This window comes from Pseudomonas sp. KK18, assembly GCF_037094675.1.
GTDB lineage: Bacteria > Pseudomonadota > Gammaproteobacteria > Pseudomonadales > Pseudomonadaceae > Aquipseudomonas.
Genome location: NZ_CP146605.1, coordinates 956805 through 973370 on the forward strand (window position 1 = coordinate 956805; position 16566 = coordinate 973370).

Sequence of the window (16566 nt, forward strand, 5' to 3'; positions counted from 1 at the left end):
CGGTTTTCCGTGCAGCCAGCGAGGTCACTGATGAGCCTCGTTTGTCGAGGCCTATGCAGATGACTACGCCGGCGCGCAGGGGTTCTGTTTTGTCGCTGGATTAGTCGAAAAACCCCGAAATCATTAGGTTTTGCACCCAAAGAGTGCGGCCCTAGTGGGCGCGCGCCTGGGTTACTCGATCCACCAGGTACACCAGGCCGTGGTAATCAATTCCACCGTGTTGTGTCAGGCCAATCTCACACGTACGGCTGGTGGAGATGCCCTCGCTGCAATACTGCACGGCGTCCTTCAGGCTGCGCAGTGAGTGCGCGTTCAGCTCTGGCGTGGTGAAGCCTTTGTCGCCGGCAAACCCGCAGCAATGAATGCCTTCGGGGATCACCACGTTTTTGCTGCACTGCCTGGCCAGGTCGATCAGCGCCTGGCTCTCTCCCAGGTGTTGGGTGCTGCAGGTGACGTGCACGGCGATCGGGGCTTCCTGGGGGGTGAAGTCGAGGCGGTCCATCAGGTGCGTGCGGATAAAACGCACGGGGTCGTAGAGGTCGAGACGGGTTTCGGCCAGGTCCTGGACCAGGCGCAGGGTGCACGGGCTGGTGTCGCAGTAGATCGGGTCGAGGCCGCCACGGCTGGCGTGGAGCAGGGCGCCGATCAGTTCCTGGCGTTTGTGTTCGGCTTGTTCGGCGTAGCCCTTGGATGCGAATGGTTGGCCGCAGCAGAGGTTGTCCTGATTGTCGGGGAAGACTACCTGATAACCGGCTTTTTCCAGCAGGCCGCGGGTTTTGTCGTACAGCGACATCTGTTCCTTGTCACCGGCTGCTGGGCCCATCGCGCGTGAGACGCAGGCGGCGAGGTACACCACGCGGGGGCGCTCATCGCTCACGGCGGGGCTGAAGCGAATGGCCTTTTCCGGTTGCGGCATGGCGTTGGTCCACTGGGGGATTTGCCCCTTGGACAGCCGGGTTACCGTGGCCGAGAGCTTCGCCAGTCGCGGAGCGCCCAGCAGCATGCGCGCACCGTTGGCCACGTGCAGGGTGAAGCGCGCACCTTGCAGTGCCGTGGCGAAGTGCGTCGACAGCCATTCGGCGGTTTTCGTACGGTCGGCGTCGCGGCTGCGCAGCTTTTTCACCAGGTCGCCGGTATTGATGCCTACCGGGCAGCGCTGGGCACAAAGCCCGGTCGCCGCGCAGGTGTCGATGCCCTGGTATTGATACGCCTCTTCCAGTTCAGTGGTGTCGATACCGGCGCGTTTCCTGGCCTGGATATCGCGCCAGATCACAATGCGCTGGCGCGGGCTCAGGGTCAGCCCCTTCGACGGGCACACCGGTTCGCAGAAACCGCACTCGATGCACTTATCCACAAGCTCGTCGGCGGCGGGCAGTGGCTTGAGGTGCTTGAGGTGGATTTGCGGGTCTTCGCTGAGCACCACGTCCGGGTTGAGAATGCCGTTGGGGTCAAGCAGGCGCTTGAGCTGCCACATCAATTGGTAGGCATCGCTGCCCCATTCCAGTTCGACAAAGGGCGCCATGTTGCGACCGGTACCGTGCTCGGCCTTCAGCGAGCCGCCAAACTCCACGGCCACCAACTGGGCGACGTCGTCCATGAACGCCTGGTAGCGTGCGACTTCTTGCGCGCTGTTGAAGCCTTGGGTGAACACAAAGTGCAGATTGCCTTCCAGGGCGTGTCCGAAAAGGATCGCTTCGTCGTAGTGATGTTTGTCGAACAGCTCGATCAGGCGATTAACGCCAATGGCCAGTTGTTCCACCGGGAAGGTCACGTCTTCGATAATCACGGTGGTGCCGGTTTTACGCACGGCGCCCACGGCGGGGAAGGTGTCTTTGCGGATCGCCCACAGGCGGGCGTTTTCCACCGGGTCTTCGGTGAAGTCGACTTGTTTCTCCACCGGGAAGCTGGCCAGGGAAGCCATGATCAGTGCCAGTTGCTCATGCAGCAGTGAGGGCGAGGCGGCGCGGGATTCGATCAACAGGGCGCAGGCATTTTCCGATAGCTGCTGTACGAAAGCCGGCATGCCGGGTTTGTCCTGCACCGAACGCATGCTGCGGCGGTCCAGTAGTTCAACCGCTGAAACAGGTTGGGTTTTGAGTACGGTCACCGCGTTGCAGCAGGTTTCCACATCGGGGAACACGATCAGGGCCGAGGCTTTGTTCGGGTGGTCGATCACCGTGTCGTAGGTCACTGCGCTGATAAAGCCCAGGGTGCCTTCGGAGCCGACCAGCAAATGGCTGAGGATATCCAGTGGCTCGTCGAAATCCACCAGGGCGTTGAGTGACAACCCGGTGGTATTTTTCAGACGGTATTTGTGGCGGATTTTTGCAGCCAATTCGGCGTTGGCCCGGGTTTCTCGACCGAGTGCCGCCAGGCGGTCAAGCAGCTCGCCATGGCGTTGGCGAAAGGCCGCAACGCTGGCCGGATCTTCCGTGTCCAGGCGGCTACCATCGGCCAGCACCAGGCGAATGCCCGCCAAGGTGTGGTAGGTGTTCTGGGCCGTGCCGCAGCACATGCCGCTGGCATTGTTGGCGACGATGCCGCCAATCTTGCAGGCATTGATCGACGCCGGATCCGGACCGATCTTGCGCCCGAATGGCGCCAGCCAGGCGTTGGCTTGCGCCCCGATCACGCCGGGCTGCAAGCGGATTTGTGTGCCCTGGCCGCGAATCTCGCGCCCGTTCCAATTGTCCCCCAGCACGATCAGTACCGAGTCGCTGATGGCCTGTCCCGAAAGGCTGGTGCCCGCCGCACGAAAGGTCACCGGCACGCGATCGCGTTGGGCCAGTTGCAGCAGCGCCACCACCTCATCTTCCGACTCGACACGGATCACCAGTTGTGGGATCAGTCGGTAAAAGCTGGCGTCGGTGCCGAAGGCGAGGGTGGAAAGTGGATCGTCGAAACGACGATCTTTCGGGATCAGTTGTGCGGCGTCGCTCAGAAAAGCAGCAGGCAGGCTCATCGGTCCTCCAGAAATAGCAGACGCCGGAATCGCTGCCCGGCGTCGGTTCTTACCCTATCGCGTGCAGGTCTTAGTGCACCAGCATACCGGTGAACCAGTAAGCCTGGGCCAAGGTGATCAGCCCGACGATCGTCGCGAAAAACAGGCTGTGCTTGAGGGTAAAGCGGAACAGGTCGGATTCCTTGCCCACCAGGCCAGTGGCGGCGCATGCCACGGCAATCGACTGCGGCGAGATCATCTTGCCGGTCACGCCGCCGCTGGTGTTCGCCGCTACCAACAAGGTGTCGTTGACGCCGATCTGGTGCGCGGTGGTGGCTTGCAGCGAGCTGAACAGGGCGTTGGATGAAGTATCAGAACCCGTCAGGAATACCCCGAGCCAGCCAAGGAATGGCGAGAAGAACGGGAATGCCGCGCCGGTAGCCGCCAGCACCAGGGCCATGGTTGATGACATGCCCGAATAGTTGGTGACGAAGGCAAAGGCCAGCACCATGCCGATGGAAAGGATCGGCCAGCGCAGCTCATAAAAGGTTTCTTTCAAGGTGGTCAGACCAGTTTTGAAATCAATCTTCAGCACCAGCATCGATACCAGGGCGGAGAAGAAAATCGCCGTGCCGGTCGCGGAAATCGGATCAAGCTTGAATACCGCCGGGATGGCTGTCGGGGTGGCAACGATGGGCGCAACCTTGATCACCAGTTGATCCAGGTGCGGGATCGCAAAGTTGAATACCGAGCTGTACATCGCGCCGCCGGCGGCGAACATCGCCTTGAAGGGCTTGAGGGTCCAGATGGTGACCAGCACGGTCAGGATCAGGAACGGCGACCAGGCCTTGAAAATTTCCCCCAGGCTGTAAGGCGAAGCCAGGGTGTTGCGAGGCAGGCCAAAGCCACCGGCGCTGGCAGTGACGGCAGTGCCGGACGTTGCGCCAACGATTTGCGCGCCGGCACTGCGCTTGGGCTGCCAGACTTTCAGGAACAGGGTCAGGGAAATCAGGCTGGCCAGGGCCGAGGTGATGTCCGGCAGTTCCGGGCCGATGAAGTTCGAGGTGAAGAACTGGGTAACGGCGAAGCTCAGGCCTGCAACCAGTGCGGCTGGCCAGGTTTCCTTGACGCCGCGCAGGCCGTCCATCATGAACACCAGCCAGAACGGTACGAACAGTGACAGCAGCGGCAACTGGCGACCGGCCATGGCGCCGATCTTGAACGCGTCGATCCCGGTCACCTGCCCGGCCACGATGATCGGAATCCCCAGTGCGCCGAACGCAACGGGGGCGGTGTTGGCAATCAGGCACAGGCCGGCGGCATACAGCGGATTGAAACCCAGGCCTACCAGCAGTGCGGCAGTAATCGCCACCGGTGCACCGAAACCGGCGGCGCCTTCCAGGAACGCGCCGAAGCAGAAGCCGATCAGCAGCACTTGCAGGCGCTGGTCGTCGGTAATCGACAGCACGGAGCTGCGGATGATTTCGAACTGGCCGCTCTTGACCGTCAGTTTGTACAGGAATACGGCGGCGACGATGATCCAGGCGATTGGCCATAGGCCGTAGGCGAAGCCATAACCGGCGGCGGCGAGCGCCATGTCGACCGGCATCTGGAAGGCAAAGATCGCCACCAGGATCGACAGTGCCAGGGTGATGCTGCCCGCAACGTGGCCTTTGAGGCGAAACACCGCCAGGGCCAGGAAGAAAAATACGATGGGAATGACGGCGGCCAGTGCGGACAGGCCGAGGCTGCCGAGCGGGCTGTAGAGCTGTTGCCAGGTTTGCATATGGGGTGGCCCTTAATTGTTGTTGGTCAGGCACTGCTTGGATGATTTGGGTAATTGGTATTACCAATTTACAATCACCGTTGGCTAGGTTAAAAGCCTTCTGGGGGATGTGTCAATTTGCCGCTTGTGAATCTTTGGTCGTAGGTCGGGGTTGGTGGGGGCTGATTGGCTTAAACGAGGGCGTTCTGATAGGTGCCGGATACGCGGCGATAGGCCAGAATAGGGGCCCCGGCGAGTGGTCGGGATGGTGGAGAGTGAGTTATGGGGTTTGATCAGGTGCGTCAGCGCCGTTTGTCTGACGACATCGTCGAGCAGCTTGAGGGCATGATCCTTGAGGGCACGCTGAAGTCGGGCGAGCGCTTGCCGGCCGAGCGCGCACTGGCCGAGCAGTTCGGGGTGTCGCGGCCGTCGTTGCGTGAGGCGATCCAAAAGCTGGTGGCAAAAGGTTTGCTGATCAGTCGCCAGGGTGGTGGCAATTATGTGGTGGAGTCGCTGGGTTCAACCTTCAGTGATCCGCTGCTGCATCTGCTGGAAAATAATCCGGAGGCTCAGCGTGATCTTCTGGAGTTTCGTCAGACCCTGGAGGCCTCGTGCGCGTATTACGCAGCGTTGCGTGCCACTGAGGTGGACCGCGAACGGCTGACCGCGGCGTTCGAGGAGTTGCAGGATTGCTACACGCGGTCGGATGAAGTGAGCCGGGCGGAAGAGGGCGCGGCGGATGCGAGGTTTCACCTGGCCATCGCCGAGGCCAGCCATAACGCGGTATTGCTGCACACCATTCGCGGCCTGTTCGACCTGCTCAAGCGCAACGTGGTGACCAACATTGGTGGCATGTATCAGCAGCGTACGGAGACCCGCGACATGCTGATCAATCAGCATCGGGACCTGTACCTGGCGATTATCGAGGGGCGTGCCGAGCAGGCACGGGAAGTATCAACACGTCACCTGCTGTATGTGCAGGAAGTGCTGGAGGAAGTGCGGCAGGAGGTTCAGCGCATGGCCCGGGCGGAACGGCGCAAAGGGATGTAGCAAATGCTGTGGATGAGGGAGCGGGCTCCGTCATCCACATCAAGTCACAAGAAAGTCAGTCTTCCTTGCCCTTGTTGCGCACGGCACGCTGCAATTCCCGGTTGGAATCGCGCTCGCGCTCGGTATCACGCTTGTCGTATTCCTTCTTGCCCTTGCCCAGTGCGATCTCGCACTTGACCAGGTGCTTGCTCCAGTACCACGACAGGCAGACACAGGCGTAGCCCTTTTGCTGCACGGCCGCGTGGAGCTTTTCCAGCTCGCGGGCATTGAGCAACAGCTTGCGCGTGCGCACCGGGTCGGCGATTACGTGGGTGCTGGCGGTCATCAGCGGCGTGATATGACTGCCGAGCAGCCATGCCTCGCCGTCTTTGAGCAGCACATAACTGTCGACCAGCTGCAGCTTGCTGGCACGCAGACTTTTTACTTCCCAGCCGGCCAGGACCAGACCAGCCTCGAAACGATGTTCGATGAAGTAATCGTGTCGCGCCTTTTTATTTTGCGCGATGGTCCCTGTTGGGTGTTTCTTTTGTTTAGCCATAGGGGCGGCATTATAGGGAGTTGCGAGCGCGTCGGCTACGGTCAACCTGCGTGCTTGAGCGTGTTGAATGAATCCCGGACAATGCAGGCTGGTTTTTGATTTTTTTCTTTCGCGAATCCTGTTGTCCTTTCGCGATGTTTGCCGCTCAGCTGTGGAAATAACGCTCACATGACGACGCATATTCAACGTTCGGCCCTGCTGCCTTATCCGGCACAGGCGCTCTATGACCTGGTCAACGACGTGGCGCGTTACCCGGAGTTCCTGCCTTGGTGTTCGACTGCCGAGGTGTTGGAGAGCAGTGATGAGCACATGGTTGCCAGCGTGGGGGTGGCAAAGGGCGGCTTGAGCCAGCACTTTGTCACGCGCAACACGCTGGTGCCCGGGCAGTCCATCGAGATGAATCTCGAAGAAGGTCCGTTCACTCAGTTGCACGGTGTGTGGGTGTTCAAGGCGTTGAACGAGAAAGCCTGCAAGATCAGCCTGGACCTGTCGTTCGACTATGCCGGCCCTATCGTGCGTGCCACCCTGGGGCCACTGTTCAATCAGGCGGCCAATACTCTGGTGGACGCGTTTTGCCAGCGCGCCAAGCAAATGCATGGCTGAGCCATTGGTTGAAATCGAGGTGGTGTATGCCGCGGTGGATCGCCAGGTGTTGATGAGCCTGGCAGTAGCGCCGGGCTCAACCCTCAGGGCCGCAGTGTTGGGCTCGGGAATGGCTGCGCAATTTCCGGAGCTGAATCTGCAGGATTGCCCCTTGGGGATTTTCGGCAAGGCGGTGGCAGACGCTGACGTGCGTGTGGTGCAGGCTGGAGACCGAATCGAGATCTATCGGCCATTGCTCGCAGATCCGATGGAGATACGTCGTTTGCGTGCAGCCAAGGCTGCCAAGGCAAAACAGCAGAATTCATAGCTTGAGAAACGGCAGACAACAAAAAGCCCGGCATGCCGGGCTTTTTATCGAGCGTTACAAACTTACTGCGGGCTGGCGTCCAGAGGTTCTGGAGTTGGCACCGGAACGGTTTGCACGCCGTCGACGCCTTTCTGGATCTCGTCCAACAACGAGCCAGGCTTGGCCGGTACTTCGGACTTCGGCTTCTCCTCGTTCTGCGCGGGCGCAGGAGCGGTGGTGCCGTTGTCCTTGCCCAGCAAGGCTTCATCGCGGCTTACGCCCGGTTTGAAGTCCCCCGACAGGCTGACGAGCTGGTCATTGCCATTGAAGATGACACTGACCCGCTCCTGCTGGCGTTCACCGCCACCAGGTTGGATGCTATAGAGATAATCCCAGCGATCGGCATGGAATGTGTCGGTCAGCAGGGGATTGCCCATGATAAACCGTACTTGCCGTCGGGTCATTCCCGGGCGTAACTGGTCTATCATGTCCTGCGTGACGACATTGCCCTGCTGGATGTCGATTTTGTAAACCCCGGGGAATGAACAACCGGCGAGTGCGAGCAGTCCCACAAAGGTGAAACTGGTTAGCAAGAGCTTGGTGTTTTGCATCGGTGGGCGACTTCCACTATCTTGGCTGGGACAACGTAAACGCCGATCATACCCGTATTAAGAGAAGCTGCGAAGCAGCATCCGCGAGAAAGCTAACCATGGTTGAAAATAGCGAACTACGCAAAGCCGGTCTTAAAGTGACTCTGCCACGAGTCAAGATTCTACAAATGCTCGATTCTGCTGAGCAGCGCCACATGAGTGCCGAGGATGTATACAAGGCGCTGATGGAGTCTAACGAGGACGTCGGCCTGGCCACGGTTTACCGTGTTCTGACCCAGTTTGAAGCAGCAGGACTGGTGGTTCGTCATAATTTCGACGGCGGTCATGCAGTGTTCGAATTGGCCGACGGCGGTCATCACGACCACATGGTTGACCTGGATACCAATGAGGTTATCGAGTTCACCAGTCCGGAAATCGAGAAGCTCCAGCACATGATCGCTGAGCAGCATGGATTCGATTTGGTGGACCACAATCTGGTTCTCTACATACGTAAGAAAAAGTAAGAAAGCTACGCAGATTCGCTCTGCGAAACGATCGAAGGCGACCCTAGGGTCGCCTTCGTGCTTTCTATAGAAAGAAAATACTCAGTAAGCCAGGCTTCAGACCTTCGCGGTTACCACCATTTTCTTCGCGTGAGCCAGGGACTCCTTGGTCAGGTCGATGCCGCCGAGCATCCGCGCCACTTCTTCTACCCGTTCAGTCTTGTTCAGCTTGGACACGGCGGTATGGGTCGCATCGCTGCCTCGCACCTTGTGCACGAACAAGTGCTGATGCCCTTGGGCGGCTACTTGTGGCAAGTGGGTGACGGTCAGTACCTGGCCGCGATCGCCCAGCCGGCGCAGCAACTGGCCCACGATCTCGGCCGTCGGGCCGCCGATCCCTACGTCCACTTCATCGAATACCAGTGTTGGCACGCGAGAGGTCTGGGCGGTGATCACCTGAATCGCCAGGCTGATCCGCGACAGCTCGCCGCCGGAAGCTACCTTTGCCAGTGCCTTGAGTGGCTGGCCTGGGTTCGCGCTGACCAGCAGTTCTACCTGTTCAAGGCCGTTGGGCAGCAGTTCATTGCTGGTGTTGGTGTGCAACTCGATGGTGAAGCGCCCGCCGGGCATGCCCAGGCGCTGGATTTCCTGCTCCACCGCGCTGGCCAGGCCGGTCGCTGCCTGATGGCGCAGGTCGCTGAGTTCTCGGGCTTTCTCTTGATAATGGCGAGCAAAGGACGCCAGCTCTTCACCCAGTCGCTCGATGGATTCGTCATTAGCGTTCAGGGTTTCAATTTCATCCAGCAGCTTTTGCTGCATGGTTGCGACTTCGGTCGGCTGGATCCGGTGTTTGCGCGCCAGGGTGTAGATGGTGTCCAGGCGCTCTTCTATATCCTGCAGGCGGGCTGGGTCGGCATCGAAGTGATCGAGGAAACGGTTCAGTTCGCCCACGGCTTCTTCTACCTGGATTTGCGCGCTGGTCAGCAAGGTGGTGGCTTCGTTCAGCGAGCCTGATGCGTTATTCACGCTGGATAGTCGGTTCAGGCTGGCAGTCAGGGCGTTGAGCACATTGCCGGAATCACTTTCGCTGCACTGCTCCACCACTTGCCGGCAGATGCCCAGCAGGGTTTCGGCGTTGGTCAGGTTCTTGTGTTCCTGTTCCAGTTGCTCCAGTTCTGTCTCGCCGAGCCCCAGGCTTTCCAGCTCTTCCAGTTGGTAGCTGAGCAATTGGTGGCGGGCACGCTGCTCGTCGCCGGAGTTGGAAAGGCGCTCCAGCTCCTGGCGGGTCTGGCGCCAGCGCTGCGCGGCCAGTTGCACCTGGCGCGCAAGATCGGTGGCACCGGCGTATTCGTCGAGGAGTCGGCGATGGGTGTCGGTTTTCAGCAGGGACTGGTGTTCATGCTGGCTGTGGATATCGATCAGCAGTTCGCCCAGGGCTTTCAAATCGCCGAGCGGGCAGGGCGTGCCATTTATATAGCCGCGGGAGCGCCCTTCGGCCGTGATCACCCGGCGCAGGATGCACGGGCCTTCATTGTTAAGGTCGCGCTCGGCAAGCCAGGCCTCGGCTTCCGGGATATCGGCCAGGTCAAAGGTGGCGAGGATGTCGGCCTTGTCGGCGCCCGGGCGTACCACCCCGCTGTCGGCGCGATCACCCAGGGTCAGGCCCAGAGCGTCGAGCATGATCGACTTGCCGGCGCCGGTTTCGCCTGTGATTACGCTCATCCCGCGATCCAGTTCAAGATCCAGATGTTCAACGATGGCGTAGTTATGTACGGACAGGTGCACCAGCATGATGGCCGCTCCCAGGCTTTAGGTCTGGTTATTTATACAGTGTTTTGTTTGGAGGTGACAATCCTGATGCTTAGTCCGATTTGCTTGAATAAATCGCTTTTTAAGCGCAACAGGGAATGATTGATAAGAATTGATCCAGGACAAGTGAAAGACTTTTGGTAACGCCTCAACCCTTGAACCTGAAAATTGTGGCCCCATATACCGGAACAGAAGCGCGAGTCGAGTTCGCGCATGATTTTGAAAGGAGAAATCTATGGCTGACGAACAGACGCAGGATACGCAAAATCCAGACGCCAACCAGGCCGCAGGTGAAGACCTGGCCGCTCGTGTGCAAGTGCTCGAAGAGCAATTGGCAGGCGCACAGGATCAATCGTTGCGTGTTGCCGCCGATCTGCAGAACGTCCGCCGCCGCGCCGAGCAGGATGTAGAAAAAGCTCACAAATTCGCCCTGGAAAAATTTGCCGGTGATCTGTTGCCGATCATCGACAGCCTGGAGCGTGGCCTTGAGCTGTCCAATCCGGACGACGAAAACATCCGCCCAATGCGCGAAGGGATCGAACTGACCCTGAAAATGTTCCAGGACACCCTGAAGCGTTATCAGCTGGAAGCCATCGATCCGCAAGGCGGCGAGCCGTTCAATGCCGAGCATCACCAGGCAATGGCGATGCAGGAAAACGCTGATCTTGAGCCGAACAGCGTATTGAAGGTGTTCCAGAAGGGTTACCAGCTCAACGGTCGCTTGCTGCGCCCGGCAATGGTTGTGGTGAGCAAGGCTCCTGCACCGGTTGCACCTTCTATTGATGAGCAGGCTTGAAATAAGTCGTAACGGCCCCATCTATAAGTCAAGCGTTTAAGTACTGCCGCAGTTAGCCACCACTGCTGCGGCAAAAAAATCTAAGTTTCGGGAGAGTAAATCATGGGCAAAATTATCGGTATCGACCTGGGGACTACCAACTCCTGCGTCTCCGTGCTGGAAAACGGCGTATCCAAAGTTATTGAAAACGCCGAAGGCGCACGCACCACTCCGTCCATCGTGGCTTATGCCAACGACGGCGAAATCCTGGTGGGCCAGTCCGCCAAGCGTCAAGCTGTGACCAATCCGCATAACACCCTGTACGCGGTGAAGCGTCTGATCGGTCGTAAGTTCGACGAAGAAGTCGTACAGAAAGACATCAAGATGGTCCCGTACAAAATCGCCAAGGCTGACAACGGTGACGCCTGGGTTGAAGTGAACGGCCAGAAAATGTCGCCGCCACAAATCTCGGCTGAAATCTTGAAAAAGATGAAGAAAACCGCCGAAGACTACCTCGGTGAAGCCGTGACTGAAGCGGTGATCACCGTTCCGGCCTACTTCAACGACAGCCAGCGCCAGGCGACCAAAGACGCCGGCCGTATTGCTGGCCTGGACGTGAAACGTATCATCAACGAACCAACCGCAGCCGCTCTGGCCTACGGTATGGACAAGGCCAAGGGCGACCACACTGTGATCGTTTACGACCTGGGTGGCGGTACCTTCGACGTTTCCGTGATCGAAATCGCTGAAGTCGATGGCGAGCACCAGTTCGAAGTGTTGGCCACCAACGGTGACACGTTCCTGGGCGGTGAAGACTTTGACATTCGTCTGATCGACTACCTCGTTGACGAATTCAAGAAAGAAAGCGGCATGAACCTCAAGGGTGACCCGCTGGCCATGCAGCGCCTGAAAGAAGCCGCTGAGAAAGCCAAGATCGAACTGTCTTCGAGCAATTCGACCGACGTGAACCTGCCGTACATCACTGCAGACGCTACCGGTCCTAAGCACTTGAACGTGAAAATCTCCCGCGCCAAGCTGGAAGCACTGGTAGAAGACCTGGTTCAACGCACCATCGAGCCTTGCCGCATTGCGCTGAAAGACTCGGGTATCGACGTTGGCGCGATCAACGACGTGATCCTGGTGGGCGGTCAGACCCGTATGCCACTGGTTCAGAAGCTGGTGACCGAGTTCTTCGGTAAAGAAGCGCGTAAAGACGTGAACCCGGACGAAGCAGTTGCCATGGGTGCTGCCATCCAGGGTGCGGTATTGGCCGGCGACGTGAAAGACGTTCTGCTGCTGGACGTAAGCCCGCTGACCCTGGGTATCGAAACCATGGGTGGCGTGATGACTGCGCTGATCGAGAAAAACACCACGATTCCTACCAAGAAATCGCAAGTGTTCTCGACTGCCGACGACAACCAGGGCGCCGTGACCATTCACGTGCTGCAAGGTGAGCGTAAGCAAGCCGGTCAGAACAAGTCCCTGGGCAAATTCGACCTGGCCGAGATTCCACCAGCACCACGTGGCGTGCCGCAAATTGAAGTGACCTTCGACATCGACGCCAACGGCATTCTGCACGTAGGCGCCAAAGACAAGGCCACCGGCAAGACTCAGTCGATCGTGATCAAGGCTAACTCGGGTCTGTCCGAGGAAGAAATCCAGCAGATGATCCGTGACGCTGAAGCCAACGCTGACGAAGACCGCAAGTTCGAAGAGCTGGCCGCTGCCCGTAACCAGGGTGATGCACTGGTTCACTCGACTCGCAAAATGATCGCTGACGCTGGCGACAAAGTGACTGCCGAAGAGAAAACTGCAATCGAAGCCGCAGTAGTTGCCCTGGAAGCCGCCGTTAAAGGCGACGACAAGGCTGCTATCGAAGCCAAGGTTGAAGAGCTGTCGAAAGTCTCTGCGCCAGTGGCTCAGAAAATGTACGCCGAACAAGGCCAGCCGGCTGATGGTGCTGTACACCAGGCAGAACCTGAAGCCAAGCACGACGATGTTGTCGATGCCGAGTTCGAAGAAGTCAAAGACCAGAAGTAACTTGGTCGCCCGGTTGACCGCTCACAAGCGGTGACTGGTAGGATGTCGCCGCGCGGGAGCTTGCTCCCGCGTTGGCGTGTCTGGGGTACGCGAATTTTTACAGCATGCGACAACGCTCGGATGCTGGCGGTGTGATCGGGAATGCTCCTGCTTTCCGGACGACAGTCACCGCGTTTTTGGCCGGTTTCCGGTTGAAAGCAGTAACGACCAGGATCGTTGAATTGACGTGAGTTGGGTCCGGGCCTGTATTGGGGCTCAACGAGTTTGGCAAGGCTCAGGAGGGTTTTGCCGGACGTCCTTAAGAGTGCAAAGACTTATGGCAAAGCGTGACTATTACGAAGTGTTGGGTGTGGAGCGCGGCTCCAGCGAGGCGGACCTGAAAAAGGCTTACCGTCGCCTGGCAATGAAGCACCACCCGGACCGTAATCCGGATAGCAAAGAATCCGAAGAGCTGTTCAAAGAGGCCAATGAGGCCTACGAATGCCTGTGTGATCCGAACAAGCGCGCCGCTTACGACCAGTATGGCCATGCCGGTGTCGACCCAAGCATGGGTGGCGGCGGTGCCGGTTTCGGCGGGCAGAACTTCTCCGATATTTTCGGCGACGTGTTCAGCGACTTTTTTGGCGGCGGCCGCGGTGGCCAGCGTGGCGGTGCCCAGCGTGGCAGCGACCTGCGCTACACCCTGGAACTGAACCTGGAAGAAGCGGTGCGTGGCACCAGCGTCAATATCCGTGTTCCGACGCTGGTCAATTGCAAGCCGTGCGACGGTTCGGGCGCCAAGAAAGGCTCCTCGCCGATCACTTGCCCGACTTGCGGCGGTATCGGCCAGGTACGCATGCAGCAAGGCTTCTTCTCGGTGCAGCAAACCTGCCCGCGCTGCCACGGCCAGGGCAAGATCATTTCCGATCCGTGCGACTCGTGCCACGGCGAAGGGCGTGTCGAAGAGTACAAGACTCTCTCGGTGAAAGTGCCGGCGGGTGTTGATACTGGCGACCGCATTCGTCTGTCGGGCGAAGGCGAGGCGGGCACTCAGGGCGGCCCGACGGGCGACCTGTATGTGGTGATCAATGTGCGCGAGCACTCGATTTTCCAGCGCGACGGCAAGCATTTGTTCTGTGAAGTGCCGATCAGCTTTGTCGATGCGGCCCTGGGTGGCGAGCTTGAGATTCCGACGCTGGACGGTCGGGTCAAGCTGAAGATCCCTGAGGGTACGCAGACCGGCAAGCAGTTCCGTATCCGTGGCAAAGGCGTTGCGCCGGTGCGCGGTGGCGGTGCTGGCGACCTGATGTGCCGTGTGGCGGTAGAGACGCCGGTGAACCTGGGGCGTCGTCAGCGCGAACTGCTGGAAGAGTTCCGCAGCTCCCTGGCCGGCGATGACACTCATTCGCCAAAGACCACCGGCTGGTTCGAAGGCGTGAAGCGCTTCTTCGGCGACCTGTAAGGAAGTGAGTATGCGACGTATCGCGGTGATGGGCGCTGCCGGGCGCATGGGCAAGACCCTGGTCGAGGCCGTGCAGGCGCGCTCGCCGGCCTCCGGGCTGACGGCGGCGATTGTTCGTCCCGGCAGCACCTTGATTGGTGCGGACGCCGGTGAGTTGGCGTCCCTGGGGCGGATCGGCGTTTCGTTGTCCGGCAATCTGGAGCAGGTTGCCGACGAGTTCGACGTGCTGATCGATTTCACCCTGCCGGACGTGATGCTGAAAAACCTGGCGTTCTGCCGCAAGGCGGGCAAGGCCATGGTGATCGGCACAACGGGCCTGAGCGCCGAGCAAAAGCAGCTGCTGGTGGAGGCGGGCAAGGATATTCCAATCGTGTTCGCGGCCAATTTCAGCGTCGGCGTCAATCTGTCGCTGAAGCTGCTCGACATGGCGGCGCGGGTGATGGGTGATGAGGCTGACATCGAGATCATCGAGACTCATCACCGGCACAAGATCGATGCGCCGTCCGGTACGGCATTGCGTATGGGCGAGGCGATTGCCGATGCCCTGGGTCGTGACCTGTCGAAGGTGGCGGTGTATGGCCGCGAAGGCCATACCGGTGCCCGCGCCCACGACACCATCGGTTTTGCCACCGTTCGCGGCGGTGATGTGGTGGGCGATCACACGGTGTTGTTCGCAACCGAGGGCGAGCGTCTTGAGATCACCCACAAGGCGTCTAGCCGCATGACGTTCGCCAAGGGTGCTGTACGTGCGGCGCTGTGGCTTGAGGGTCGTACGCCGGCCCTGTACGACATGCGCGACGTGCTGGACCTGCATTAAGAAGTAGCTAAAACGGGGTCTCAGGAATATGCTGAGACCCCGTTTTTACCCGCTAGGCGACGTCCTGTCGCATTCCCCTGCCTTTAAGGCTCATTAGCGGTGGACCAAAAAAGCCTTTTTCTGTAAGCTACAGCTTTAGTGTGTCCACTAAAAGCGCGCAGAATAATTCAGTGAAGAAGCGGGGTGACGTGTCCATACGTCACTCCGCTTTTTTACAACCTGCGATCGCCCTTTCAGGCTTTATTTACGGGAGGTCTTCTTGACTAAGCCAGCCATACTCGCCCTTGCTGATGGCAGCATTTTTCGCGGCGAAGCCATTGGAGCCGACGGTCAGACCGTTGGAGAGGTGGTGTTCAACACCGCCATGACCGGCTATCAGGAAATCCTTACTGATCCTTCCTACGCCCAACAGATCGTTACCCTGACCTATCCGCACATCGGCAACACCGGTACTACACCGGAAGACGCCGAGTCTGATCGTGTCTGGTCGGCTGGCCTGGTCATTCGTGACCTGCCACTGGTAGCGAGCAACTGGCGTAACACGATGTCCCTGTCCGATTACCTGAAAGCCAACAACGTTGTGGCGATCGCCGGTATCGATACGCGTCGCCTGACACGCATCCTGCGTGAAAAAGGCTCGCAGAACGGCTGCATCATGGCCGGTGACAACATCTCCGAAGAAGCAGCGATCGCAGCGGCCCAAGGTTTCCCTGGCCTGAAAGGCATGGACCTGGCGAAAGTCGTCAGCACCAAGGAAACGTACGAGTGGCGCTCCACCGTCTGGGACTTGAAGACCGACAGCCACGCGACCATCGAAGCTTCCGAACTGCCGTACCACGTCGTGGCCTACGACTACGGTATCAAGCACAACATCCTGCGCATGCTGGTCGAGCGCGGTTGCCGCGTGACCGTGGTGCCTGCGCAGACCCCGGCCAACGACGTACTGGCCCTGCAGCCGGACGGCGTGTTCCTGTCCAACGGCCCGGGTGACCCGGAGCCTTGCGACTACGCCATCAAGGCGATCAAGGAAGTGCTGGAAACCGAGATTCCGGTGTTCGGCATCTGCCTCGGCCATCAACTGCTGGCCCTGGCTTCCGGCGCCAAGACCCTGAAAATGGGTCACGGCCACCACGGTGCCAACCACCCGGTGCAGGACCTGGACACTGGCGTCGTGATGATCACCAGCCAGAACCACGGTTTTGCGGTGGATGAAGCGACGCTGCCGGGCAACGTCCGGGCGATTCACAAGTCGCTGTTCGACGGTTCCCTGCAAGGTATCGAGCGCACCGACAAGAGCGCGTTCAGCTTCCAGGGCCACCCTGAAGCAAGCCCGGGCCCGAACGACGTAGCGCCGCTGTTCGACCGTTTCATCAATGAGATGGCCAAGCGACGCTAACTGAGCGGCCTG

Annotated in this window: 14 protein-coding genes; 9 read left to right on the plus strand and 5 right to left on the minus strand. The window is 59.3% G+C overall.

Annotated elements, in window-relative coordinates; translation table 11 throughout:
* Positions 1–151 precede the first annotated feature (151 nt).
* Both V6607_RS04060 and V6607_RS04065 read right to left on the minus strand, forming a co-directional pair.
* A complete protein-coding gene (locus V6607_RS04060) occupies positions 152–2962 on the minus strand; it encodes an FAD-binding and (Fe-S)-binding domain-containing protein (RefSeq protein WP_134325712.1) in 2811 nt (936 codons plus the stop codon).
* A 70-nt stretch (positions 2963–3032) separates the two neighbouring features.
* Positions 3033–4727 (minus strand): lactate permease LctP family transporter, encoded by a 1695-nt coding sequence (locus V6607_RS04065; RefSeq protein WP_134325713.1) that lies wholly within the window; start codon positions 4725–4727, stop codon positions 3033–3035.
* A gap of 261 nt (positions 4728–4988) precedes the next feature.
* On the opposite strand from V6607_RS04065, the gene V6607_RS04070 reads away from it, so the two are divergent.
* Positions 4989–5756 carry an FCD domain-containing protein gene (locus tag V6607_RS04070; protein ID WP_003212240.1) on the plus strand — a complete coding sequence of 256 codons (768 nt, stop codon included), beginning with the start codon at positions 4989–4991 and terminating at the stop codon, positions 5754–5756.
* A gap of 55 nt (positions 5757–5811) precedes the next feature.
* Here V6607_RS04070 and smpB read toward each other — a convergent pair whose 3' ends face one another.
* Positions 5812–6294, minus strand: a complete 483-nt coding sequence (smpB, locus tag V6607_RS04075; RefSeq protein WP_003212238.1) for an SsrA-binding protein SmpB — start codon at positions 6292–6294, stop codon at positions 5812–5814.
* A gap of 168 nt (positions 6295–6462) precedes the next feature.
* Here smpB and V6607_RS04080 point away from each other — a divergent pair, with 168 nt between their 5' ends.
* Both V6607_RS04080 and V6607_RS04085 read left to right on the plus strand, forming a co-directional pair.
* A complete protein-coding gene (locus tag V6607_RS04080; protein WP_003212236.1) occupies positions 6463–6897 on the plus strand; it encodes a type II toxin-antitoxin system RatA family toxin in 435 nt (144 codons plus the stop codon).
* Entirely contained in the window at positions 6890–7204 is a 315-nt protein-coding gene (locus tag V6607_RS04085) for an RnfH family protein (protein ID WP_134325714.1), read from the plus strand. The genes V6607_RS04080 and V6607_RS04085 overlap by 8 nt, the downstream gene beginning before the upstream one ends.
* A 62-nt stretch (positions 7205–7266) precedes the next feature.
* On the opposite strand, the gene V6607_RS04090 is transcribed toward V6607_RS04085, so the two are convergent.
* Positions 7267–7794, minus strand: coding sequence for an outer membrane protein assembly factor BamE (locus tag V6607_RS04090; RefSeq protein WP_003212232.1), 528 nt, complete (start codon positions 7792–7794; stop codon positions 7267–7269).
* A gap of 98 nt (positions 7795–7892) precedes the next feature.
* On the opposite strand from V6607_RS04090, the gene fur reads away from it, so the two are divergent.
* Positions 7893–8297 (plus strand): ferric iron uptake transcriptional regulator, encoded by a 405-nt coding sequence (gene fur / locus V6607_RS04095; RefSeq protein WP_003212228.1) that lies wholly within the window; start codon positions 7893–7895, stop codon positions 8295–8297.
* 96 nt (positions 8298–8393) lie between these two features.
* Here the strand turns inward: fur and recN are convergent, their stop codons facing one another.
* The gene (gene recN, locus V6607_RS04100; RefSeq protein ID WP_017478557.1) at positions 8394–10067 is read right to left on the minus strand and encodes a DNA repair protein RecN; all 1674 of its coding nucleotides are present in this window, start codon (positions 10065–10067) and stop codon (positions 8394–8396) included.
* Between the two features lie 253 nt (positions 10068–10320).
* Between recN and grpE the strand changes: the two genes are divergently transcribed.
* The 5 genes from grpE to carA all read left to right on the plus strand — a co-directional run bounded on the left by grpE (position 10321) and on the right by carA (position 16554).
* Positions 10321–10881, plus strand: coding sequence for a nucleotide exchange factor GrpE (grpE, locus tag V6607_RS04105; RefSeq protein WP_003212224.1), 561 nt, complete (start codon positions 10321–10323; stop codon positions 10879–10881).
* Between the two features lie 102 nt (positions 10882–10983).
* Positions 10984–12900, plus strand: coding sequence for a molecular chaperone DnaK (dnaK, locus tag V6607_RS04110; RefSeq protein WP_134325715.1), 1917 nt, complete (start codon positions 10984–10986; stop codon positions 12898–12900).
* A 316-nt stretch (positions 12901–13216) separates the two neighbouring features.
* Entirely contained in the window at positions 13217–14341 is a 1125-nt protein-coding gene (gene dnaJ / locus V6607_RS04115; protein WP_003212219.1) for a molecular chaperone DnaJ, read from the plus strand.
* A 10-nt stretch (positions 14342–14351) separates the two neighbouring features.
* Positions 14352–15158, plus strand: a complete 807-nt coding sequence (dapB, locus tag V6607_RS04120; RefSeq protein WP_134325716.1) for a 4-hydroxy-tetrahydrodipicolinate reductase — start codon at positions 14352–14354, stop codon at positions 15156–15158.
* A 259-nt stretch (positions 15159–15417) separates the two neighbouring features.
* Positions 15418–16554: a glutamine-hydrolyzing carbamoyl-phosphate synthase small subunit gene (gene carA / locus V6607_RS04125; RefSeq protein ID WP_003212214.1), complete on the plus strand. Its 1137-nt coding sequence runs from the start codon at positions 15418–15420 to the stop codon at positions 16552–16554.
* Positions 16555–16566 lie beyond the last annotated feature (12 nt).